The organism is Cupriavidus sp. D384 (assembly GCF_001652915.1).
In the GTDB taxonomy this organism is placed as follows: Bacteria; Pseudomonadota; Gammaproteobacteria; order Burkholderiales; family Burkholderiaceae; genus Cupriavidus.
The window spans coordinates 1-21365 of the sequence record NZ_BBQI01000012.1 but is presented as its reverse complement, the minus strand read 5'-3'; the positions used below and the strand labels follow the sequence as shown (position 1 = coordinate 21365).

Sequence of the window (21365 nt, the reverse complement as noted above, 5' to 3'; positions counted from 1 at the left end):
GAGGACTGTCTTGATTCACTGTGCGGCCGGGGCTGAGCGAAAGAGGGGTTAATTCTCGTCGATAGTGGCGGCAATGCGTACCACCGTCCGATTGCTGGCCAGGCCAAGCCGCTCTGTGACGGCGTCAGGCGCAACGCCACGGATCAGCAGGCGCCGGCAGTACGTGTTCCGCAAGATCCTCGGGCTCATGTTTTCGACGTCCTGGCCGATGGCGGCGAGGGCCTCGCGCACAATCTTGCCAAGGCTCATGTCCGTGATGGGTGTGCCAGTGCGCTTGAGCGTGAACAGCAGGTCGCCATCTACGGGCAAGTCCTGTCGTACAGCATGCCAAGCGGCCAAAGGGGCGATGGCAAAGGGCTCAAGGTGCACGGTGCGGGAGATCTTGGGCGGGCGTGCTCGTACGTGAAAATATGGCGGGCTTGCTTTCGGGTGCAGGTCCGGAATGCGCGCGGCACGCCCTTCGCTGGCCGTGACGCCGGTGCCGAGAAAGAACGCCACGATCGCGCGCCTCTGCAACATTTCGGGCAAGTCCCCACTATGCGGCCTTACGAAGTTCTGCAGGCGCAGGTCGACCTCGTCGGGAAGGAAATGGACTTCGGGATCGTCTACCGGCCAGCGGCCCGCTAGGACTAGCTCGGAAGCTGGATTCGATTTCCGTACGCCGGCCTCGACCAGATGCCTGCACAGCCGGTCGAGCAGCTTCAGGTAGCGCATGCGAGTGGCCGGCGTGTACGTGGCCGCCTCTGGGCTGAGCCAAAACGCGTCGATCTGGTCTGCACCGAAGCTGGCCAGCGTTGCACCGTGCCCGACCAGGTGTCGGTGGAACCGATCGAACATCGCGCGGTGCTGGACGATCGATTGCTGTGAGAAAGGCCGCCGGTCTGCGCCGGCCGCTTCGCGGATCTGCCAGTCGGCGTAGGCCCTGGCAGGGTCGGAGAGCCAGAGTTTATCCATAGAAATTTATATACTGAATTTCGCTTCCACCATACAACTATCGGCGCTTTGCGCCGCCTGCTGCTTGCAGATGCGGGGGTACCCTCCCGCCTGAGCGCGCCCGGTGCAGGCGAGCATAGCGCGGATAGCTGGCATCCATTGCATCCTCAACCACGGCTACGCGGCTTTGCTCGAACGGTGGGCACTCCAGTATGTGCGATGCAGCGCAGTAGCGAAGGATTTCGAGCAGCAGTGCGTGGCGGCGTGGCTCGGGAAAGTGCAGTCGTCGGTTTCGCGTCCAAGTCCGGTAGCCCGCATGTGCGAGGGCAAGCAATTGGTCGGCGGTGCCGTCCACATTTTCAGCAAGACGCCGGGCTTCTTCAAGCAGCGCACGCTGATTGTCAGCATCGCTCATAACGGCTCCCGCAGATCTGCGACGCTCACCCATCGCCTGCTCAGTCTCGGGCGGCCGCGCGTCTCGCACTCGACCTCCACTTCGGCTGTAGGTCCGGTTGGCCCCGCGAAGAGAGACATCACCCGCGCCTTGCAGGCAGGTAACTGCGGTGCGGCACGGTAGACCAGGCGCGTCGTGGCGCCGACCTCGATCCAGCCATGTCGGCGGAAGATCGGTGCGCCATTTGGGAGGGCACCAATTGGTTCGGCAAGGGCAGGGGGCCCCTGGTGGTCAAGAAAATCGGCAAGCTGGGAGCGTTGATAGCCGATCCCTCCACTGACTTCGCCGATGGGAAGCCCGGGCGTGCCAACCACGCCAATTGCGGCGCGCATCACACGCCGGTAGTGCTGTCCGCCCGCCAGAAACACCATACTGGCTCGGCTGGGCCAAGCCACTTGGTCCACGCACTGATGCAGCCGCCCCAGAATCTCGTCAGCCCGTGCAGATGTCATCAGCTGGTCGTAAGGGTCCAGCGCCTCGTCGGGGGCGACGAACCCATGCTTGGCGGACAAGATCACGACGGCCGGCGCAGCGCCGCATCGAACGTGAGCGCGGTAGGTCTGGTACATCACGCCTTGGTAGAGCTGCAGGGCGGGCGCGCGAACGGCGGCCTTTTTCCCGGAACAAGCAAGGACGAGAAGTGCAGGCGCCGACGGGTCAAACTCAATTGCAATGTTGCTAGGGAATCGGGCAGGTTGATGTATGAGCATGGAGGCTGTGAAGCGACTATCGCTCTTTCAGCCTACCTATAATTTAGGACTGTCAACGCCGGGAGCAAGCTTGTTAAAGCTCCGACATCTGTCTAGCTCTTGCCTGAGGTACCTCTACAATGAGCGATTCGTCCGTACCGAAACGGCAGCCAAGTCGCTTTTCTCAAGCGCTGTGGGGCGTGTTGACATTTGAGGGAACAAAGCAGGGACTTCCTTGGTGGTTCCAAAATTGTCCCACCGCCTTGAATGGACATTTCAATAGGGAAACCTGGCGCGAGGCGAGGAGCTAAGGCACGTGAAAGTCGACTTTGATCCGGCCGCTCTGGCCGAAATGATCGAGATGTGGAAGCAGACTGTGGACCTGAGGATGCCCATGCGGGATGACTTCAAGGTTCACATGATGCGAAACCGCCGACAGATCCTGGAGAACTACGAGCACGTTAGCGGCAGTTGGGCAGTTGTGCTCAGTTGCCTTTCGCCGACCGAAGAGAGCGGCGACGAGTTCAAGAGCGCCATGGCTCTCGTTGCGGATTTTCGCCAGTGGGTGAGGAGTTCCGTGGCCGAACTGGATCAGCTCCAGGGCGACTCGATCACCACAGAGAAGGAAGTCGATTGGCGAACGGCAGTCCTAGCCGGCCAATCCCAATGGCGAATCTCAGGAGACTACTTTTGCAATGGACTTGCACGAACAACCGCCATTCGTGCGCGGCTGGGTATCCCGCTCGAAGGTCTCACACCGGCGAGTGGAGGTAGAGTGCGCTAGAAGATAGCGTGCCCGCCCCGCCTCCAGCATGATACTAAAGTAGTATCTTTCGGCAAAAAGATACTTCGCTATCATCCATTCTTGATCTCTTTGGGTACTGCTACTAAAGTAATATAAACGGACAGAATACTACTTTAGTAACCTATGAAGTCACTCAAAGAGATCTCCAATCTGCTTCACCAGCGAGAGGCCCAGCGCCAGTATGGGAAGCTTAAGCTGGCGAGTGATTCTGGAATCACGTACCGTACTCTGAATCACGTCCTTACCGGCGCACAAGACTACAAGGTTTCTACCCTGCTTGCCGTCGCCGACCGCCTCGGGCTCGAGGTAAAGCTCGTACCGAAAGAAGCATCATCGCTCTTCGCTGACACCCTGTCGGAGCCTGCCCGTACTCCGACACGAGTCAGCGGAGCGTTGCGCCGGCTGCGTGAAGGCCAAGAGCGTGAACGCAGTACCGCCAATGTCACCACTGCACAAAAGAAGACCCAACGATGAGACTTAGAACCCTTGGTATTTTCTTGGGTACACAACGTGTCGGCCTGCTTTTCAAATATGGGGACACCCAACCGATCATCCGCTTCGTCGCCGATGACGCGTTTGCCAATCTGGGACCTTCTGCCCCGACCCTCTCCCTGTCGATGGAAGCCGAGACGCCCGAAGAGCAAAAAGCAGTCTGGGCCAGTGTCACCGACGAAGTCTTCAACGGAGCCTACTCCGTCAAGTCGCAGAGCTGGTTACTCCCAGCCTTCTTTCAAGGATTGCTGCCGGAAGGTGTTTTCAGGGATCGAATCGCGGAGATTCGCGGTTGCGAACCGACCGACCATTTCGAAATGCTCGCGGCCACGGGGCGCGACTTGCCTGGCAACGTCTATGCGGCACCTGTCGAACTGTCGAAGGACGAGGTGACCCATTTGGTTACGCAAGACAACGACAGTTTGGAAATGTCCGTCATCGAAGAACCGATGGTCGAAGGTGTCTCGGTCAGTGGCGTGCAGCCCAAAGTCGGTGTCCTGGAACAGAACGGTCGATATGTTGGCCGAACAAAGAATCAAGACACCCACATCATTGCAAAGCTCCCTGTCGTGGGAAATCCTCAGCTTCCGGAGCTGGAAGATCTGTCGCTGCGTCTCGCTCAGGCGGCGGGGGTGAGCGTCTGCGAGGCAAAACTGGCTCCCCTTGAGCTACTGGCGGTGGAGCACGGCTATGACCTCGGGGATGAGGCGACGAAGAAGACGAATTTTTTGGTGGTCACCCGCTTTGACCGCTCACCAAATGGCCGTTTCCATGTTGAGGATTTTGGCCAGATTCTCGGCGTGCAACCAGAACGAAAGTACGAAGGGAGCTATCTCGAGATCGCCGCCGTGATGATGGGCGAGCCGTCTCTAGGGGAGCCGGCGATTCACGAACTCTTGCGGCGCATCACAGTGAACGAACTTCTGGGGAATCCCGATATGCATCTGAAGAACATTGGGGTGATCTATAGGGACGGTAAGACTCCCGAGCTTTCGCCGGCATACGACATTGTCGGGTACAGCGCGTACTCAAAGCGAAGCGGTCATGCCCTCTATATTGTTCCGCCAGATATGCTCGAAAATTCGGGCAATGATGAAGATCGGCGACAGACGAAGCAACGCCTCGGTCCAAGCATTGTGCGCAGCTTCTGCCGGACCCTGGATATTGTCGAAAAGCCCGCTTCGGCAGCTATCCAGGAGACCGTCAACGCAGCGGTCAAGACGTGGCCGGAGATGATTGAGGCTTCGCTGCTGACAGAAAAGTCCAAGGCGAACTTGCTGGCCAACTTTGAGGCGCATCCAATGGTGGTGTCTGCCCGGAAGCGGCATCATGCACGAAACAAGGCCTCCTAATCTCAATCACGGAATAGGCTCGGTCATCTACGTGGGAAGCCATCAAGCAATTGCCACTGCTATCGTTCATGGCTTTAGTGTGATACGCACGTCATTCATCTTGTTGGACCACCGCTTCCCCTGACTACGCTGATCGACGTACTGTTGAAGGTCTTTGCCCCAGTCAAATCCGCTATCCTCCCCCAGCGTTCTCGCCAGTTTGAGCACTTTGATGCGTGTGCAGTGCTGCATGAACATGTGGAGGACAGGCGCACGGAGGCTGCGCATGGTGACGAGGATGTTCTGGACCTCTTCGAGCGTTTGGCCCTTGCCCACGTCGCTCACGAGTTCGAGAAATGCCCGTTCTGGAACTGACACCAGTACTGAGGGATTTCCGTTCGGGATGGGTTTGAGGCCTTCACTATATTGGAACGATTCGTCGAAAAGATCGGTTGTCTGATAGGAGTACAGCAGACGTACAAGTGGCAGAACAATCATTTCGGCGATGAGTCCTTCCATCTTTCGGAGGATGAGATGGTTCGCGCAGTGTCTGCCTGGCCGTCTTTCAGGTCACGCGACACAGCGCGGCTAGCTAGCGCTGGCACGGAAAGTCGTCGTAATAGGTCACCAAGGCAAACAGGCCAGAGAACGCATGCTGGCAGCCTTCACACGTATATTCCTGGTGGATCGCGGTGGGGCCCACCGCGCACGCGCCGTAAGTAACGCGTGTCGACTCACAGCGAGGGCACAGTAGGGTCCGGGTGGCCATCACGCGTGCCTTCCATTCGTCCTCGTCCAGCATGGCAAGCCCAATGATCTAGCGAAACGTATCGCCTGGCGAAACGAGCGCCACGGCATCATTTCCCAGTTGTTGCGGTGACATCATCCTCGTCGGCCATGATGAGCACCACGGTCCGATTTTCCGCGCCCCATGACGGCACAGCACCGGCGCCCCGGATCGGACCGGTCAAGTCGCCCATCAACGCGTGTGCCGGCAGGCTGCCACTTCCTTCATCGGCCAATCTCTGCAAGACTTGGATCAGCTCTTCAACAGTCAGGCCGGGCAGCCCCGGCAGATCCGTGCGCATGGTCGAACCCTCGCCGCGAAACGTCATGTCATATTGTTGTTGCTGCCTGCCGTCTACACGTAGCACGACCAGGCAGGTGGCTCGCTCATCTGCCAGACGCGCGGATTGCGCATCGGAGGAATGAGCGTCAAGGCATGGGACCGTCCGCAAAAGCGTGGGCCGGCGGGATTCCGCCTTCTCCATCATAGTCTCGGTGCGGGCAAACGGCAGCGACAGGCGGCCGCATTCGGGACCGGGCTGCTATGCACCGCGCCTCACGGCCACCGCAGACGCATTTCGTTTCTATTGAAGCCGCCTTGCGTCCACGGCAGGCTCATGGGGGCGACTATTTGCTCGCAGCAGCATGACAACCCGTGTCGCGTCCCCCAAGGAGGAGAAAACTCAGAACCCCTTCGGTGGTGCCGGCAGGTTGGAGCCGCTCTATGGAGATCTTACGGAGTGTTGGTAGCTTTTGCATCACATACTCGCCGTGCAACTGACTTTACGAAGGCAGGGCTTTATCCGCACGTGGATGCTCCGAGCGTGCCGGTGGTTTCCGAGCGCCCCCGCTCTTGGCGCCTTGCAATCCCGCTGCACTGCTCAATAGGGTCTTCCCGCGGTGTCCCGAAGCGCCAAACATAAGTCCCCAAATATCAAATGCTCGGTGCACGCCTCGCCGATACTGTGGGTCGCCCAAGAGCATTGTGCTGCGGCGATAGCGCGGAATCGTACGATCGTTCGAAGCGGGCGCTTTTCCGGAAGTCGGTCAATCACGCTGTGATGGAAACTTCCGCAGTTACGGTTAGATGGTCTATATTTGTGACGCTCAGACGAGCTCACCGGCAAAGCTGCTAGACGTTTTCTGTGCTGAGGTCGCCATGTTCATCACCCTCCATCGCAATGGTCCCCGTGCATTATTTGTGCGCGCTGGCACCACTCTCGCCCAAGTCCCCCGCGAAGCTCTGATCTGGCTCGGTACCATCGAGACCTCCGTCGACTCGGAGCTTGATGCGAGAACCCCGATGCTGGGGTTGAGTCCGTCTGCGATTCTGTACGACCTCACCGTTCATGGGTATTGCGTAGTGGACGCTCAGGAGATTGAAGGCGTTACACCGGGGCTGATAGTGGAGCGGCCCTTTGAATCCTAGGACACCTGGCACCTCCAACAGCTTGAGGCTCTAGACCGGAACTGTTTAGAGGTTTCTCGGAAATATCTGTCGAAGGACTCGACTGACACGTGATTGCGTCAGGCTTGCGCCCAGCATTGCTTGATGGAGTCGTTCAGCCGGTGTGACTAAGTTTAGTGTCTTGCGCGGGCGTTCACGGTGGCGCCTTGCTACCCGCGGTCCGAGGGACTTCGGCCGTCCCAGACCGAGCTTAGGCATTTGACACCAGAGCGAAGGGCTGAGCCGGCCGAGAACCATTAAGGGAGCGGGGGGAATGGCTGGATCTGCCGCATCGGGCACAATGTCATACGCGAGTGACTTGTCCGATAAAAAACTATGCGCATGCTTCCGTCCCGCCTCCCGATCATTCAGGCCCCGATGGTGGGCTCCCTGAGCCCACTGGTGATTGCCGTCAGCGAAGCGGGCGGGCTCGGCTCGCTTGCCTGCGCCGCGCTTGGGGCGGAGCACCTTAAAGAACAGATGCAGGCCATCCGCGCGGCCACATCGGCCCCCTTCAACGTCAATTTCTTCTGCCACACGCCGCCCGAAGCGGACGATGAAGCCGAGGCACGGTGGGTGGCGCGGTTGGCACCGTACTACGAGGAAGCTGGCCTGAGCTTGTCTGCCGCACAGCGCGCAGCCGGGCGGGCGCCGTTCGATGCGGCGATGTGCGAGGTGCTGGAAGAGATGCGACCGGCGGTTGTGAGCTTTCATTTCGGTCTGCCGGAGGAGAGCCTGCTGTCGCGCGTGCGTGCCACGGGCGCCACGATCCTGTCGTCCGCCACCACGGTCGAGGAGGCGCGTTGGCTGGAGGCGCGTGGCGTCGACGCTGTCATTGCCCAAGGCGCGGAAGCCGGCGGCCATCGGGGGATGTTCCTGACCGATGACATTGGCGCTCAACCGGGCCTCTTTGCGCTGTTGCCGCAAGTGGTGGACGCGGTTAAGGTGCCGGTCGTCGCCGCCGGCGCCATTGCCGATGGTCGAGGCATCGCGGCGGCATTTGCGCTCGGCGCCACCGCGGTCCAACTGGGTACTGCCTACTTGCTGACCCCTCAGGCTGGCCGTTCCGAACTGCACCGCGCGGCGATACGCGCTGGGCGCGACGACATGACGCGTCTCACCAATCTTTACACAGGCCGACCGGCACGCGGGCAGATGACGCGGTTCATGCGTGAGCATGGACCGATGAACCCCGAGGCCCCCGCGTTCCCACGCGCGACCGGTGCGATCGATCCGGTACGCGCCATCTTCGAGAAGGCGGGAAAGGACGATCTCTCGCTGCTCTGGTCGGGAGAAGCGGCAGCTCTTGCCCGCGAGGAAGACGCTGGGGTGTTGACGCGCCGTCTTTGGGATGACGCCTGCGATCTTGCGCGCGGACTGTCAGGAGCGTTCCCCGGTCAACCGGGGTGACAACTCCGGTTGCGGTGGCACATCCGTGTGACAGCCATCTACCGGGCAGCTTTGGGCTATGTCCTCACCCAACAGGGACCGGTACTCGATCGATGAACACCTGCCATAGCGTAAGCCCGTTTGCCTGTGTCGGGATCGGCAGGTTCCGAAGTGCACCAGCCGTTTTTTTGAATGTCGGCTTCGATAGATCGGCGAACGGCTCTTCGTGGCCGGCAAGCGCCCGCCTGTCGGCCAGAAGTATGGTTAGACTTCAGTTTGCTCAGCAATCTCCAAGGCGTCATCTACCTCAATTCCCAGATACCGGACGGTACTCTCGAGCTTTGTATGCCCGAGGAGTAGTTGGACAGCTCTCAGGTTTCTGGTCCGTCTATAGATTAGCGAGACCTTGGTTCGCGGATTGAATGCGTCCCATAAGCGGAAGTGTCAAGGCCGATTGACGCTATCCAGCGATGGACCAACCGGGCATATTGTCGGGTCGATAGATGGGGCGACGAGCGCAAACGACTGGGGAACAAGAAGTCGCCGCAGCTCAATCCCCGTGCGCGTATCTAGGCCTGGAGGCATTCCCGAGTCTGTCCAGTAATCTCAAATTGCACAGGTCGATGCGTCTTCTGTTGCATGACCGTCGCACGCATGCCAACTTGGTTTCCTACGCTGACATCTTGTACGCGGAGACGAATCAAATCGCAAGCGCGCAGCTTGCTGTCGATGGCGAGGTTGAACAACGCCAAGTCTCTCGTGCTAGCGGTGAGCTGAAGGCGCGTACGGATTGCCCAAATCTCGGACAGTTTCAGAGGGGCTTCTGCCCCGTCAGTCTTCCCTTGTTCCACGGGGCACGGCGGCTTACAGATGGTTGGGAGGTAGTCATGACTCACTCCTGGAGTGGATGGGAGCCCATTCTGCACCTGTGCCGGAACCTCTCACGTGGCGGGCGCTAGTCCCACTCCGCTTCCGAAACCAACTCCGCTGACACGACGCCTTCGACGCTCATCTGGTAGAGCTTCCGATAGCACAGTGGACATGGCGCCCAGTCCACGGCCTGGTTGCCTCCAATCTCAAAGTGCAGTTCGCGGATCCGGACGGTGACGCCGCATTTGCAGACGAGAATTTGGGTATGGTCATCCATCGCGTATCTCCATGGCAGAAAAGGGGATTACAGCATGTGACGGCCGGAGATCTCCATGGATCAGCGAGTTGCCAATCTTTTTCAGGATGCGCGCGAGGCCACAGCAGGCTCCGAAGAGCGCAAGCATAGGACCAACATTTTCGTGCGGGGGCAGTTTCGGATCTTGCCGATTCATTGATTGCCGAGATTCAATCGCCGAGCTTCTGTCCGGGACAGAGCGGGGTCTTGATGAGTGGGCGGTGACCTACCCATTGCAGTCCCTTGCAGGTTCCCGGGCAACGGCCGGTGACGACACTTAGCAGTCTGTCGGATAGCTCCGAACCAGCCATTCGAACCGCTAGTTGGGCGCTGTGCCTAATGGCCCGGGTCTCAAAGAGCGAAATGTTGAGGTTTGCCGGTAGGGTTCAACGAGTACGTCATTCCCAGCGTGAATTCTAAATGATGCTGCACAGATTGAATGGCGTAGCTTGTCCCTTCGGTCAGTAAAAACGCGCGCCGTGAATCGGTGCCGTAATAGACAAGGTGCATATGTAACACAGCGAAAACCACGCCAGCGACGACGCAAATGAGGGCAGCGCCGTATCGGAGCGATTTCATCATTCTTATAACAGATTTATAAAAATGTAATCGCGCACCAGACCTCGTGGGGGGTGGCAAACAAAACCTCATCAGTTCTAGCATATAACGCGACGAATACATCAGGGGCATCATGAAGAAGACGACATTGGCCGTATATTCAACGGCGGCACTTCTAACGATATATTTTTCTATAAAATTTTTGTCGCCGCCAAATTCAAGCCAATCAGAGGTTCAGCACCGCGAGAAGAATGACCCTTCCCGATTGGCCCAACGAAATTTCCTTTCGCAAGGCGCTTTCGTGAAAGTGGAAGATCAAAGTAGCAGACCTGGTGTTAAGTCCACCGACTTTACTGCGACAACCCACGGAATCGACAGCGACAACAATGGCATCCGCGATGACGTCCAAAGATACATTGATACGAACTACAGGGATCGTAGACAACGCTTTGCCATGTACCAGTACACTCGCGCAGCCGAATCGTACCTCTTAGAAACAAAATCCGCGTCAGATGCAAAACTAAACTGGAACTCATATTCAAAAGCTGCAGCATGCCTGAATCAAATGTTTGGCGCCAATTGGGCCCGAGAGGCAAATGAAATACAGGCTCAACTCTTAAACGCCCCGGTCAGATTTCAGTCCTACATTGAAACCAGGAAGATTGCCGCTGGCCACATCTATGATAACTACTCCGGGGAATCACTATGCGAACAAAATTAGCGCATCGCCTGTTTCTCTCGTTGTAATGGCTTCGATTCTATTTCCAATATTGGCAGGCGCACAAAGCGAGGAATATTGTGAATCACAGTCCAAGATTCTTTTCGGCAATGGAGTTCTAACCACAGAAATTCGCCTCGCACACTTCGGATTGCGCTCGTAAGTCGTTGATCTCATTGAGAACTCGACACTCTGCCAGCCACGCGGCCGATCGCCCTTACTTTCCCGCGAGGTGCGCATCGACTCGCAACCCCGAAGCTGGCGCCGCCGGTTGGGGCATTTTGGCGAAAGCGAGTTTGGTACCCGGATGACGGTACAGAGAGAATATGTGTTATCTCTGTACCATTACGGAACGTTGCCGATTCACACCTCCCTGCGGCTGCGCAAGGCGGGCAATCTGGCAATCCGGCAGGGCGGTGGGCATGGGCTAGAATCGGCTGCCACGGACTCTCTCGCCCGTGTTTTCTTCACCCTCCATGCCAACTGCTTATTACGAAATCGCCGGGGCCCAGTCCTTGCGCGAGCGCGCTGACGCGGTCCTGTGGATCAAGTCCCAGATGGCCGCCTCGGGCTGACGTACGAGCACCTCCTGGCGGCAGGCTGCTTCGAGGCTCCCGGCGTGGCCGGAGACTCCGCCTCGGGCGTGGTCCGGTTCCGGGACGCCGATGACCACGTCTGGAATGGCGTTGGCGATCTGCCGGATTGGCTGCAGCGCGCCGTCAATGCCGGGCAGTCGATCGAGCATTTCCGCATCGAGCGAAAGGCTTAGCTTGGGCGGAAGGCCGTACCCGACCCATAGCGGCCTACGGTACCTGGGCCGCTGAATGACCGAGCGCATTCCAGAAACGGACGTTCGCTTCTCTGCCGTTGGGTTCACATTATCTGAGCGAAACTTAGTAATAGGCGTGGGATGGAGGATCTCATCGCCCATTTGCATCGCAAGCTCTGACGGCGTAGCGGTCCCGCCGCCGAGGTCACCGGCCGGCAGGCCCTATACAGGGTGCGATGTCTATAAGCTAAGCATTGTGGACAGCGCCCGACAGCCGGACTTTCCGTAAGGTGGCGATGGGATAGGCACGGATTGGCACGGATCATGTACGAGGCAAGATACCGAGCGAGATATGGGCGGAGCACTAGTGAGCTGGATGATGAAGTGTGGCGGGCGCGGGAGCGCGTCTGTGCCCAGATTGGCAGAGTCCGGGCGATGCTCAGCGATGGCGGCGACGTCAAGCTGGCCATGCGAACCCTGCGGTGTCTACGCCTGGGCTATGGAGAACTCCGTCGCCTGCGACATGAGAGGCTCAGATAGTGCCAAGTAGCAGGTCAACGGCAAGGTGTCCTCGCTGCATGCAAGCTGTATCGGCCTCCGCGGAGGACGGGTATGGAGATGAGTGATAGTACGGCCCACATAAAGACGGACTCTCTGAATTCGCCGGCTCTCCGACTGCCACGCAGTACCCCCAACTATGGTGCCCGGGCAGCTCATCATCGACATCAATCTGAAACACCGCCATATGCAGTATTAGACCCCGATACTGCTCTACTCTTCGTATGTTGAGCGTGTCCATGATGAAGGCCCCCGATAGCAAATGTCCTTAGGAGGCACGCCCTCCGACACACTTGTAGCAGCGCAGATCGCTCCCTTTCATGACATCGTGCGCGCTGCAACTCAAAGCTGATGTCCGACGCTGTCCTACGCTCCGCAAGCCGGTCGAAGCCATGAATGGCTGATGAACGCAATAGTGCCGATTGCAGAAACTGGATGTCGAGCGACAGCAAAAGCCGAGCGCGGAAGTTCGGCGAACGCCAGCGCGTCCGCGCTGAGGCGTTCGGTTGCGAGGCGGAATAGCTCAGTCGCAATGCCAGCGACCGGGACTCTCACCGCTGGTGCCATACGAAGTCATGGATAGGACGGATTAATTCCCTATGCCGAAGATTAAGCGCGTATGCTGGGGTTGCCCAGCCGGCAAGCAATGCAATAGGAGTTCCCATGGCAAAAAGCCAACTACGCGGTAACCGTGAAGCAAAAAAGCCCAAGCAACCGAAGAAACCTTCCATCCCGGCAACCCCACTTAGCACGGTTCAGTCGCGGGTTCGGAGCGACGGTCTTGCCAAGAGGAAGTCGTAAGCCGAGGAAATTGCCCGGCAAGGCGCAGGGCGATGCCTCTTAACTCAACGAAGCCGACCGATGCGGGAGGCACACCATGATCCATCCTGACACAGGCCCTACATTTCGAGGCCTACCACTTACCGCCGAGCAGGACTCGGAGGTTCGCCATTATCAGAACAGAAAAACGAGGCTTGGCAAGCCATGGGATACCCCGGAACTACGCGGGATGCTCGAAGACATGCTGGTGCCTCCGACGACCGAGGACGGCGGCACGGAAGATGTTCTTCTGGGGCCAGCAGCTGCCGCGGAACGTGCGGCATCGTTCGTTGGCGACGCCATGGAGCCGATTGCAGCATACGAGGATTGGAATGCCGCCATGGAAATCGAGGGGATGAAAGGCGGAGGGCGCTAATGCCGGTTACCAGGTGGAGATGGCGCTCGTTGTTGCGAGCGGCAAGTCGATCCCGGCAGCCGGGTCGGATATTGGCTGGATTTCGATAAAGGGCCGCATCGACTCGACCTTGCCGAATATGGCGGCAAACGGAATGTCCGCAGCATCCCGGCCGGTGCCAATGCGCAGCAGGCCAGCGGGAATGGACACCCCCGAAGGATCGAGCAGGTACCATCCACCTGACAGGAACACTTCGACCACTGCGTGAAAGTCTGGCGCGCCCAACGCAGGATCAGCGCCATAGTCCACGCTGCTGGACATACGGGCGGGAATACTCAGTGCACGGCAAACTGCGATCATCAGGTGGGAAAAGTCCCTGCATACGCCGGTGCGCTCCACGAGCGTATCGATTGCTGAGGTCCGCTCATTAGTGGATCGCGAAAGAAAGCGCACATGGTTGCGCACCCACTCCCGAATCGCATACACGCGCGAATAACCGGGGCGCATGCCGCCAAACTCCCGCATGGCGAACTCCATCGTGCGGTCGGACTCGCAATACCGGCTAGGCGCCAGGTACGAAAGTACATCGACAGGAAGTCGGGCGACCGGCACCTCGGTCAACGACGTAACGTCCTCAAAACGGTGGTCGATGTCCACGACAGCCTCATAGCGGACGGCTAATGGGCCCTTGCACGCGTGTATCCTGAGCAGGCGGTTACAGAGTGAATGCGTGTGGTGAGCGGCATCAACCGTTGGCGTGAGTGCCAGATGCTCGGAGACGATGGACTGTCTTGCAGTCTTTGCGGCTTCGACGATCAAGAGAAAGTCTGCCGTGGCGTCCAGGACCTCATAGGACAGATTCACGGAGTACCGAAGGCGGTTCATTTCGCACCTTGCGTCGACGTGGGATGGTGGTAAGGGGCTCTACCAATTGAATTCAGTGTACCGCGAGAGGTGGTGGTCGCGTGCCACGTAAGCGGCGCTGTAATCTGTGGGGCAGGGGCCAATTTGTAAGGTGAGTAGGACAATACGCGTCACCTCCCTATACTGGTAGCGGTATCGCTTCGCGCTGCTCCCCTTTCTGGCTCGTCTATCACTCGTTTTTCGGGACTTTCCCCCTCGATTCGTCTTAGGACCGATGATTCCTGAAGTCACTCGTAGGGATTCCTGGAAAAATTCATGCTCGACGCCCCGCGACGATTTTCGTTCGCTCAATCCCGCGCCGAAACAAGCCAATTCTTCTCCAGGACCGATAGAGTCGAAGATCGGTGGGAGAGACACTTCTTCCAACCCCAAAGTGGTTTCTACGTTCGTTGCCACCTTTGCAGAGGAGTTCTGTGATGGATCGCGTCGCAGAGTACCGGGGGTTCGATATCCATGTCGATCTCAGTCTGGCGTCCAAGGACATGTTCGACGTCTGGTTCCAAGTTGAGGGGCCAATGAGGCCACCGGGTGTTGCAGCGATTGGCAAGAGAATCAAAGTCTTTGGCGGGCCGTACTCTAGGCGTTGGGCTTACCTCGTGGCGGAACTAGCGGGGCGGGCCGCCGTGGACCTTATTCTTGGGCCGGATGAATGACCAGGGGCGCGCATTTGGTTTCACTCACTTGGCCGGAGCGTTTAGCTATGTAGTACGTACTCGATGACTCGTCCTAATGCAGGACCCATCAAGACGATTTTTTAGCGTGCAATCCTGCGATCTCATGGGCGGCACCCACTACTTTCGATGCGGCGCTTGTCTACGGAGAGGCAAACGCTCGCAATGACGTTGCTATCTTGTCGCAAGAAGCAAATCAGACACATCCCGGAATATCTACGTATGCTTGGTCATCAAAGGAACAGACATGTATCAGAACAACGCAATCTACAAGGGATTCAGGGTATCGGCGAAGGTGGGTCACGCACCCGGTGCAGTCCCCGGCGGTGACCTGGTTCAACCTCGCTTTCTCGCGACCGTAACCATAACACCAGTCAGTACAGGCCTGGGCTCCCGCCGACTGCTTCCCTCCATGGTCCAGCATTTCGCCAGCGGGCCGCATGCTGCTATAGCGCTGGCCTTGTCATCGGCGCGGGACGCAATCGACGGAATATCCACCTTCGTCAAGAGGAGGTAGTCCCGCAGGCCAGGCCATAGCTCTGTTCGATGAGAAGGAGCCAACCCCCTCTCCATGTCCATGCGGCGAACTGGCCTCAAAGGCCTGACGTGTGTGAACCTGACGTCGCAGACGCTCACGCGCGTGGAGCGCGCGTTCCACCGCCGCCACACACGCATCGTCCACCACGCCGTTCCGCATACGGCGCAACTCCTCCCGGACACCGTCCATGGCCTCCACCACCTCGCGGAATGCCTGCGAGTACTCCTTGCTGTGTTCCATCGATCGTTTCCTCTCGTCGTTGGGCCGCTGCTTCACAAAGCAGCATGCCATGAATCGCGGTGAGGCTGTGCACACCGTGCAGCGGGCCATCATCCATTATGGAAAGATTCCCTTGGAGTTGGTTCGACACGATGCCTCGCTGGCAGCGGTCTCGTACTCGTTGACGCTGCTGACCGATGCCATGATGGCTTGGAACACGCTGCATATGCAGCATGCCCTGGATGCCCCAAAGCGAGCCGCCGCGTCGGATGTGGACCGGGCACTGGAAATAACTGACTATTTAGTGTCCAACAAGCGTAGAGTGGGAAGCTAACTCGTGGGAGTAGGAAGTGGACGACAATCCGGCGGCAAGCAGTAGGGGCTTCGACATTTACCCCTTGGTCTACAACATGCAGCACCGTCGCGTGTGGCATCAACGTCGACCCGATCGCGCCTACGGCGCTTCCGTAGTGATTTGTCGAGAGGGGGAGAAGCCGACTGACCTCGTTAGCAGAGTGTTCCGTGTGCCCGACGAGAACTGGACAGAAATGGGGGCCGCCAAGCGCGCTGCAGTGCGCCGAGGCGAAGACATCATCGCGGGCCTCGTACCTGACGCATCGCTTGCCGGTATCTGACCTCGTCGAACGTTCTCCGAAGTGCATACGATGGCTACGATGCAGACTGTCGTTGTCTCATAGAAACCCAGTGTCGGCCGCTCGCTCACCTGCGGCAGCCCCGGGTCTCCCTCCAACGCGATCCAGGGCTATCTCAATCTCATTGTTGCTTTCTGCGAGTTTTTTGTTCGTGATCTCATTAATACTTGATCGACAAATTAGCAGAGGAGACGGCGGGGTTGTGCGGCTATTGTGGTGGAGCAGATTCAGCCACTCGACTTCGATTCCTGTAGCCGGGAGAAATCTACTTGAAAGCAAGAGTAAATAAGACGTGCGACGCATACCGTGGGATGTTCGTGCACACTGCGGTGTTTGAGGTTTCTACGGCAGCGGCAAGCAGCAACGTCCCTGGTCCGAAATGGCAGTATATGATGGCGATCCGTTACAACTCGGTAGTCGACGAACGGATGTATTGTGACTGTGCTGCGGATGAAGACGACTATTTCACGGAAGCCGCAGCATCACAAGCGGCGCTTCATTACGGAAGACTCGCTATCGATATAGTGTATGGGTTGGCATAACTGTGCGGGCTACTCGTTGGCAGCGCTCCTCACACTCAATATGTACACTCATGCGTTACATGCCCGTGCGCGATGCCTAGTCGCATTGGAAATCGGTGCCGGTAGCAAGTGACCACCGTGCGTGCGGTTAGATTCCGAAATCCGGATCGCCATGCTTTATCAGCAGAGGCTAGCGGATTGCGTTCCTCTACAACTCGCGAAGGACGTCCGTACATTGCAGTGACAGCTCGTCGCACGGTCATGACGACAACATCAGGTAATGGCACGTCGACTGCAGGCCATGGCGTGGTGGTAGCTGCCCGTAGTCCAACTGGCGGGTGTGAGATGCGTCTCTTCCCACTCGTCGTCGATAGGCATCTTATGTCTGTCTTATTAATTAAGACTTGTGGCGATAGTTGATGCGACCCTTTGTCAGGTCATATGGCGTGTGACACGATCTCCCGCGAGTACGCGTATGCGGTTCTTTTTTAGCCGGCCTGAGGAGTAGGCCCAGACCGTGAAGCCGTTTTCCAGTATGACGCGAAAGCGGTTGTCCGGAAGCACGTCCGAGACCCTACCACCAAACTCCACCAGTTCTTCTTTAGCCATGTACGCCTCGATAAATGCTACGTTTTTTCACGCGAGTGGTGTAGAGAGGTACGCGCGACGCAGCCCATAAGATTGCGGTTGCAAATGCGCCACCGCGCGGTTGCCTGCGTAGCGAGCCGCCTGCTTGGCCTTTGACTCCGAGCCATAGGTGGTATGGCGCATCGAAGCGTTTGCGACGACGCGTTCAGCGCCGTCTCGATACTCGGAAATCATGTAGTTCGCGAACCACAGACCGGGTTCTTGCTGAATTGGGAAGACGGAAACGGTGAAGGGCGTGTATTCGTAACTCAAATTGTTCTCAGTTTTGCAACACGGCGAACGTGTACTAAAAGTGTCGAGTCATGTTGACCGCCACTGGTGCCGTGGTGCTGGTAGTGAAAAAAACGGATGGCGCCGCCGAAGCTTCGTTTTCGTGGAAGCAAAGAGGGACGAAGACGCAATCGAGACCGTACTTTCGCAAGTCAGCGCTTTCTGTACATACGCTGGCTGCGGTGCGGCTCTGCCGCTGGTCGAATAGGTTAGGGCAAGAGGCTACCCACAGAATCCGGTGTACCCCGGAGTGGCCGATAACGCTCTTCTAGTCATGATGTCGCTTCGGCGCGCGGCTATCGAATTCTGTCGACAACGGTCACATCCTAACACCTTTGATCGAAATCCGCTGCGGCGGCGATCGATGCCTTCCGATGTGAGAGCATGTCGAGCTTTGGACGACGGCATGATCGAGACTAGCGCCCCACTGCAAGCACCGAGGGGCAGCCGGAACGAGAGATACCCCTGAAGCTTTTGATTGACCGCGTACGACTGCACCTGTATAACCGACCTGGCAGGATCTTCAAGCTAGTCTCGCAGCGTCAGTTGCACCCCGTTAGGGCCACTTTCTCTCCATGTATCTTCCTTGATCGTCGTGCCTCGTCAGCATCCTTCGTTGGCGAGAATCTCTAAGGAGTCCTCACATGGAAACCGGTACTGTAAAGTGGTTCAACGATTCGAAAGGCTTCGGCTTTATTTCCCCCGATGCAGGGGGCGAAGATCTCTTCGCGCATTTTTCTGAAATTCAGGGCGGTGGTTTCAAGAGCCTCCAGGAAGGACAGAAGGTTCGTTTCGTAGCAGGCAAGGGCCAGAAGGGTCCCGCAGCAACGAAGATCGAGCCAGTCTAATCAGGTTTCCTAGCTTGATGAAGAAACCCCGTCAGCAATGACGGGGTTTTTTATTTCTATTGTCCCGAGTGCAAACAACGGTTAAGTGAACGGCTCTCTTGCACCGCGTGGGACCGACTAAATTTTTTAGTCCGCAGAAAGACTAACGATGGTTGCATCAGGCAGGCACCCGTTGAAGGCGCGGAAATCCGGCACGCCGCCTTCCCTTTGATCGCCGAAATTGATTGGCCATTGGAATGGATGGCGACTGAAGCTCAGGCCAGTCCACATTGACGGCGCTATGCGAGTCGAAGAGCGTAGTCACAGCACTGTGAAGGTAAGTTGCCGCAAGACGGATGAGGGTCAATCCATTTCCTGCAGGCTTCTTAAACGACAGGCGGCCTAGGCCGTGTCGCACCAGTGGCACAGATGTTACGCGTTGATAATTGAAAAAAGTGGCACGGCTGGGCATCGTAAGTCCTTTATGGTGGGTGCGCCGATTCTCAGTGACGAGGTCGCATGATTCGGTCGTTCTATCGGATCCGACCGTCTCACGGCTTGTCGAAGACGGCTGCTGGAACGGGTACAGCGTGGCAGAGATTTGCCGCTGGCGTAAGCGTTCAAACTCCATGGCTCAGGGGAACCGTATGAGTCGTGATCGCACAGCCTGGAACCCGGCGGAGAGAAAGACATTGAACTACTGCCGGCCCACAAAGCCGGCAGTCAGAGTCTAGATGCCACGGGGCTGCATATCCTCGAATTGTAGGTGGCCGTGGCTCTGCGTCACAGGTACACTTACAAGTTAGTTCAAAAGTGTCCCACGTTTGCCCCATTTGGCGGCACATGCAGGACGTGTAGCTTTCTCGGACGTTCCTCCGAGCGAGTGCTCACCACGTTCGGCGCTACCAGTACAGAAATACAAGAGAAGGGATACCTGCGAGCTTCGCGAGAGGCATGATGCCGTCTGTGAATTCCCAGGGCGATGGTGGCAGCAAGTAGATGGACGTGGTCGATATTGAGGCGTGGCGCAGGTTGTCGCGCACGGCGCTCAGTCCAACGCCCTTCGCCGGCGCGTGGGTCGCGTCGGTGTGCCGCATCCAGTGTGGTGTTGCCCGTCGGAGCTTCTCCGCCAACCCAGGACGAACGCCTTCAATGATGTCCGCTGCGAGCCTGAAGAGTCGGAGCGCATGACTTCCCATAGGCGCAGTCGCGTGATACCGGTTTCGCCGCCGTCCAGGCTACCGAATATAGGGCGTAGCGGGATTCCACCGAGCGTGGATGGCACGAAGCCCGCGCTCCAACAAATTGAGTTCCCGCGCCGCAAGCGCCAAGGGGTCAATGTGACTCTATGGGGCTTGCCGCCTTTGCCGACCAGGTGTACGTCGAGATTGCGTAACGCAGCATCTCCTTTCGAACCAAGGTAGGTTTAGTGTAAGCGCCGGGTCTCCACCGTCTTGATAGCAGTAGGCGGAGCCGGCCTGTGATGCAGTACAGAATTATGGAGCTGGTGCGTCGAGTGGCGCCAACTCAGGCTCGTCAGGCTCCTAGAGGCACTCCACGTCCGTGTAAGTGTTTTTGGAAACCGATAGGGGCGGTCAGGCCTGCCGAATTGCCTGTAGGTGCGATGCTTATTGAGCAATTCGTGGACTGATATTAAGGGGAATTCGATGAAGTATTTCGATGGATAAGATGTTCGGGTGGGCGACATCGTTGGCATGGGCGACGACAAGGGAGGCGTCGTTGTATGTGATATTGGATCCGGCATATTTACGCTGGAGCATCCCGGAGGCCCAATGGGGGTATCTCAAGAAGGGCGTGATGATTGATTTTCCCCTCTACGGCTTGATCCACTATGAAGACGAAGTTGAAGAGGACGTTCACCTAATTTCGCGAGGCTAAAGGTCGGACCTGCTTGTTGGCTCCCTCCAGATCGAACCGCTTTAGCAGAGCCATTTCCTGTTCGGGTAGCGTCAGTTCGTAGGTGCACTACGGACGCTCGTGAGAGATATAGCAATGTCCGAGTCTGGCCGAATCCGGAAGTCAGCCGACCACCAGGCCTCGCTGGCGGCCCGGACTTCCGTAGCCGACCCATCGGAGCCGTTCAATTCGTTAAACCGAATGACTGAAGTAGGGCGTAATCTGGTCAATGAGGGACTGGTGCGAAGCCTCATTTTGGCTTCACGCCGCGGGTTACCGGGTAGTTTCCCCTTGTCGCGTAGCAATTCCGTAGCTCTGCCGGCCGCGTTCCTGCGCGCGGCGACCTCCACCGCCGCCGTGCCGAACCCCGTCACGATGCCGTTCAGATCGACGGCTCAATACCCGGTGTCCCGCAGCGCCTCGAGCACCATCGACCGGTCGAGACCGAGCAGGGGGGCAGCGTAAGGTCGGCCACGGTCTCGGTGGACACCGGGACCAGCCACGCCTGCACGGGGCTGGGCAACTGTTCAGGCTCGCGCCCGCGTACAGGAACAGCGCGCGGTCGCCGCTACGCAACAGGCGGACGTGCATGGTCCCGGCTGGAGGCGGGGGCGATGACGTCGCCGGTGACGTCACCGCCCGCAGGGACAGAAAAAGACCCGCAACCATTTCCAGGTGGCGGGTCGCCCTAAAGCGCACCGCCAAGGGGCGGTGGCTACATCCATCATAGGGGAGGCGGGGGGCGACCGGCGGCAGGCAATTTCGGCCCATTAAACGGATGAGGCGCGCCGACCCCGTTCCCCCATCCGGTCGACGCCGGGTCGTGACCCCGTTGCCTATGCTTGAAGCGAGCGGGGGATTCGCGCCTTCCGCGGATGGAGAGCTGCTCGGCCCGACCCTTCCCGGCGT

At 58.1% G+C, this 21365-nt stretch carries 21 protein-coding genes and 4 pseudogenes; 14 read left to right on the top strand and 11 right to left on the bottom strand.

Annotated elements, in window-relative coordinates; genetic code table 11:
• Positions 1 to 48: 48 nt before the first annotated feature.
• The 3 genes from A9J21_RS05715 to A9J21_RS05710 are packed head-to-tail and all read right to left on the bottom strand — an operon-like array spanning position 49 to position 2097.
• On the bottom strand, positions 49 to 954 hold the full coding sequence (locus tag A9J21_RS05715) for a tyrosine-type recombinase/integrase (RefSeq protein WP_231906817.1): 906 nt from the start codon (positions 952 to 954) through the stop codon (positions 49 to 51).
• 37 nt (positions 955 to 991) lie between these two features.
• On the bottom strand, positions 992 to 1348 hold the full coding sequence (locus tag A9J21_RS31395; protein ID WP_156545690.1) for a hypothetical protein: 357 nt from the start codon (positions 1346 to 1348) through the stop codon (positions 992 to 994).
• Positions 1345 to 2097: a DUF6884 domain-containing protein gene (locus A9J21_RS05710; protein ID WP_066732807.1), complete on the bottom strand. Its 753-nt coding sequence runs from the start codon at positions 2095 to 2097 to the stop codon at positions 1345 to 1347. Before A9J21_RS05710 ends, A9J21_RS31395 begins: the two co-directional genes overlap by 4 nt.
• Positions 2098 to 2392: 295 nt before the next feature.
• Between A9J21_RS05710 and A9J21_RS05705 the strand changes: the two genes are divergently transcribed.
• From A9J21_RS05705 to A9J21_RS05700, 3 genes are all read left to right on the top strand, one after another.
• Entirely contained in the window at positions 2393 to 2860 is a 468-nt protein-coding gene (locus tag A9J21_RS05705) for a hypothetical protein (protein ID WP_156545688.1), read from the top strand.
• Positions 2861 to 3004: 144 nt separating this feature from the next.
• Entirely contained in the window at positions 3005 to 3355 is a 351-nt protein-coding gene (locus tag A9J21_RS31390) for a hypothetical protein (RefSeq protein WP_156545687.1), read from the top strand.
• Positions 3352 to 4725: a type II toxin-antitoxin system HipA family toxin gene (locus tag A9J21_RS05700; protein ID WP_066732803.1), complete on the top strand. Its 1374-nt coding sequence runs from the start codon at positions 3352 to 3354 to the stop codon at positions 4723 to 4725. The genes A9J21_RS31390 and A9J21_RS05700 overlap by 4 nt, the downstream gene beginning before the upstream one ends.
• A gap of 66 nt (positions 4726 to 4791) precedes the next feature.
• On the opposite strand, the gene A9J21_RS05695 is transcribed toward A9J21_RS05700, so the two are convergent.
• Positions 4792 to 5223 carry a type IV toxin-antitoxin system AbiEi family antitoxin domain-containing protein gene (locus tag A9J21_RS05695; protein ID WP_082926245.1) on the bottom strand — a complete coding sequence of 144 codons (432 nt, stop codon included), beginning with the start codon at positions 5221 to 5223 and terminating at the stop codon, positions 4792 to 4794.
• A gap of 338 nt (positions 5224 to 5561) precedes the next feature.
• Positions 5562 to 5975, bottom strand: coding sequence for a hypothetical protein (locus A9J21_RS05685; RefSeq protein WP_197497461.1), 414 nt, complete (start codon positions 5973 to 5975; stop codon positions 5562 to 5564).
• A gap of 674 nt (positions 5976 to 6649) precedes the next feature.
• Between A9J21_RS05685 and A9J21_RS05680 the strand changes: the two genes are divergently transcribed.
• Positions 6650 to 6919 (top strand): hypothetical protein, encoded by a 270-nt coding sequence (locus A9J21_RS05680; RefSeq protein WP_156545685.1) that lies wholly within the window; start codon positions 6650 to 6652, stop codon positions 6917 to 6919.
• Between the two features lie 354 nt (positions 6920 to 7273).
• Entirely contained in the window at positions 7274 to 8347 is a 1074-nt protein-coding gene (locus A9J21_RS05675) for a nitronate monooxygenase family protein (protein ID WP_066732796.1), read from the top strand.
• Positions 8348 to 8590: 243 nt separating this feature from the next.
• On the opposite strand, the pseudogene A9J21_RS32220 reads toward A9J21_RS05675, so the two are convergent.
• Positions 8591 to 9215: pseudogene (locus A9J21_RS32220) on the bottom strand (tyrosine-type recombinase/integrase).
• A gap of 66 nt (positions 9216 to 9281) precedes the next feature.
• Positions 9282 to 9473, bottom strand: coding sequence for a hypothetical protein (locus A9J21_RS05665; protein ID WP_066732794.1), 192 nt, complete (start codon positions 9471 to 9473; stop codon positions 9282 to 9284).
• A 55-nt stretch (positions 9474 to 9528) separates the two neighbouring features.
• On the opposite strand from A9J21_RS05665, the gene A9J21_RS32475 reads away from it, so the two are divergent.
• The 4 genes from A9J21_RS32475 (at position 9529) to A9J21_RS05655 (ending at position 13289) form a co-directional block, all read left to right on the top strand.
• Positions 9529 to 9651, top strand: a complete 123-nt coding sequence (locus tag A9J21_RS32475) for a hypothetical protein (RefSeq protein WP_255366002.1) — start codon at positions 9529 to 9531, stop codon at positions 9649 to 9651.
• Between the two features lie 531 nt (positions 9652 to 10182).
• Positions 10183 to 10770 (top strand): hypothetical protein, encoded by a 588-nt coding sequence (locus tag A9J21_RS31385; protein WP_156545683.1) that lies wholly within the window; start codon positions 10183 to 10185, stop codon positions 10768 to 10770.
• Positions 10771 to 11308: 538 nt separating this feature from the next.
• Positions 11309 to 11536: a DNA-binding protein gene (locus A9J21_RS30715; protein ID WP_231906816.1), complete on the top strand. Its 228-nt coding sequence runs from the start codon at positions 11309 to 11311 to the stop codon at positions 11534 to 11536.
• Between the two features lie 1435 nt (positions 11537 to 12971).
• A complete protein-coding gene (locus tag A9J21_RS05655; protein WP_029051574.1) occupies positions 12972 to 13289 on the top strand; it encodes a hypothetical protein in 318 nt (105 codons plus the stop codon).
• A gap of 6 nt (positions 13290 to 13295) precedes the next feature.
• Here A9J21_RS05655 and A9J21_RS05650 read toward each other — a convergent pair whose 3' ends face one another.
• Entirely contained in the window at positions 13296 to 14153 is an 858-nt protein-coding gene (locus A9J21_RS05650) for a transglutaminase family protein (protein ID WP_066732790.1), read from the bottom strand.
• A 455-nt stretch (positions 14154 to 14608) separates the two neighbouring features.
• Here A9J21_RS05650 and A9J21_RS05645 point away from each other — a divergent pair, with 455 nt between their 5' ends.
• From A9J21_RS05645 to A9J21_RS30700, 3 genes and pseudogenes are all read left to right on the top strand, one after another.
• Positions 14609 to 14845, top strand: a complete 237-nt coding sequence (locus tag A9J21_RS05645; protein ID WP_029051576.1) for a hypothetical protein — start codon at positions 14609 to 14611, stop codon at positions 14843 to 14845.
• Positions 14846 to 15681: 836 nt separating this feature from the next.
• Positions 15682 to 15897, top strand: a pseudogene (locus A9J21_RS30705) (Tn3 family transposase); the annotation flags it as partial.
• A gap of 73 nt (positions 15898 to 15970) precedes the next feature.
• Entirely contained in the window at positions 15971 to 16255 is a 285-nt protein-coding gene (locus A9J21_RS30700) for a hypothetical protein (protein WP_029051580.1), read from the top strand.
• A gap of 936 nt (positions 16256 to 17191) precedes the next feature.
• Here A9J21_RS30700 and infA read toward each other — a convergent pair.
• Both infA and A9J21_RS30680 read right to left on the bottom strand, forming a co-directional pair.
• Positions 17192 to 17403 (bottom strand): annotated as a pseudogene (infA, locus tag A9J21_RS30685) (translation initiation factor IF-1).
• Between the two features lie 27 nt (positions 17404 to 17430).
• Positions 17431 to 17694: an isochorismatase gene (locus tag A9J21_RS30680; protein WP_082926243.1), complete on the bottom strand. Its 264-nt coding sequence runs from the start codon at positions 17692 to 17694 to the stop codon at positions 17431 to 17433.
• Positions 17695 to 18356: 662 nt separating this feature from the next.
• Here A9J21_RS30680 and A9J21_RS05635 point away from each other — a divergent pair.
• Positions 18357 to 18560, top strand: coding sequence for a cold-shock protein (locus tag A9J21_RS05635; protein ID WP_027693588.1), 204 nt, complete (start codon positions 18357 to 18359; stop codon positions 18558 to 18560).
• 881 nt (positions 18561 to 19441) lie between these two features.
• On the opposite strand, the pseudogene A9J21_RS30670 reads toward A9J21_RS05635, so the two are convergent.
• A pseudogene (locus A9J21_RS30670) lies at positions 19442 to 19920 on the bottom strand (tyrosine-type recombinase/integrase); the annotation flags it as partial.
• A gap of 299 nt (positions 19921 to 20219) precedes the next feature.
• Between A9J21_RS30670 and A9J21_RS05630 the strand changes: the two are divergent.
• The gene (locus A9J21_RS05630) at positions 20220 to 20438 is read left to right on the top strand and encodes a hypothetical protein (protein WP_066732786.1); all 219 of its coding nucleotides are present in this window, start codon (positions 20220 to 20222) and stop codon (positions 20436 to 20438) included.
• Positions 20439 to 21365 lie beyond the last annotated feature (927 nt).

Bases quoted from the DNA above. Each gene is read 5' to 3' on its own strand.
- A9J21_RS05630 (WP_066732786.1), top strand. From the start codon at position 20,220: ATGGATAAGATGTTCGGGTGGGCGACATCGTTGGCATGGGCGACGACA.
- A9J21_RS32475 (WP_255366002.1), top strand. From the start codon at position 9,529: ATGGATCAGCGAGTTGCCAATCTTTTTCAGGATGCGCGCGAGGCCACA.
- A9J21_RS05655 (WP_029051574.1), top strand. From the start codon at position 12,972: ATGATCCATCCTGACACAGGCCCTACATTTCGAGGCCTACCACTTACC.
- A9J21_RS05715 (WP_231906817.1), bottom strand. From the start codon at position 954: ATGGATAAACTCTGGCTCTCCGACCCTGCCAGGGCCTACGCCGACTGG.
- A9J21_RS05700 (WP_066732803.1), top strand. From the start codon at position 3,352: ATGAGACTTAGAACCCTTGGTATTTTCTTGGGTACACAACGTGTCGGC.
- A9J21_RS05695 (WP_082926245.1), bottom strand. From the start codon at position 5,223: ATGGAAGGACTCATCGCCGAAATGATTGTTCTGCCACTTGTACGTCTG.
- A9J21_RS31395 (WP_156545690.1), bottom strand. From the start codon at position 1,348: ATGAGCGATGCTGACAATCAGCGTGCGCTGCTTGAAGAAGCCCGGCGT.
- A9J21_RS31385 (WP_156545683.1), top strand. From the start codon at position 10,183: ATGAAGAAGACGACATTGGCCGTATATTCAACGGCGGCACTTCTAACG.
- A9J21_RS05710 (WP_066732807.1), bottom strand. From the start codon at position 2,097: ATGCTCATACATCAACCTGCCCGATTCCCTAGCAACATTGCAATTGAG.
- A9J21_RS05665 (WP_066732794.1), bottom strand. From the start codon at position 9,473: ATGGATGACCATACCCAAATTCTCGTCTGCAAATGCGGCGTCACCGTC.
- A9J21_RS05645 (WP_029051576.1), top strand. From the start codon at position 14,609: ATGGATCGCGTCGCAGAGTACCGGGGGTTCGATATCCATGTCGATCTC.
- A9J21_RS05650 (WP_066732790.1), bottom strand. From the start codon at position 14,153: ATGAACCGCCTTCGGTACTCCGTGAATCTGTCCTATGAGGTCCTGGAC.
- A9J21_RS05680 (WP_156545685.1), top strand. From the start codon at position 6,650: ATGTTCATCACCCTCCATCGCAATGGTCCCCGTGCATTATTTGTGCGC.
- A9J21_RS05685 (WP_197497461.1), bottom strand. From the start codon at position 5,975: ATGGAGAAGGCGGAATCCCGCCGGCCCACGCTTTTGCGGACGGTCCCA.
- A9J21_RS05675 (WP_066732796.1), top strand. From the start codon at position 7,274: ATGCGCATGCTTCCGTCCCGCCTCCCGATCATTCAGGCCCCGATGGTG.
- A9J21_RS31390 (WP_156545687.1), top strand. From the start codon at position 3,005: ATGAAGTCACTCAAAGAGATCTCCAATCTGCTTCACCAGCGAGAGGCC.
- A9J21_RS05635 (WP_027693588.1), top strand. From the start codon at position 18,357: ATGGAAACCGGTACTGTAAAGTGGTTCAACGATTCGAAAGGCTTCGGC.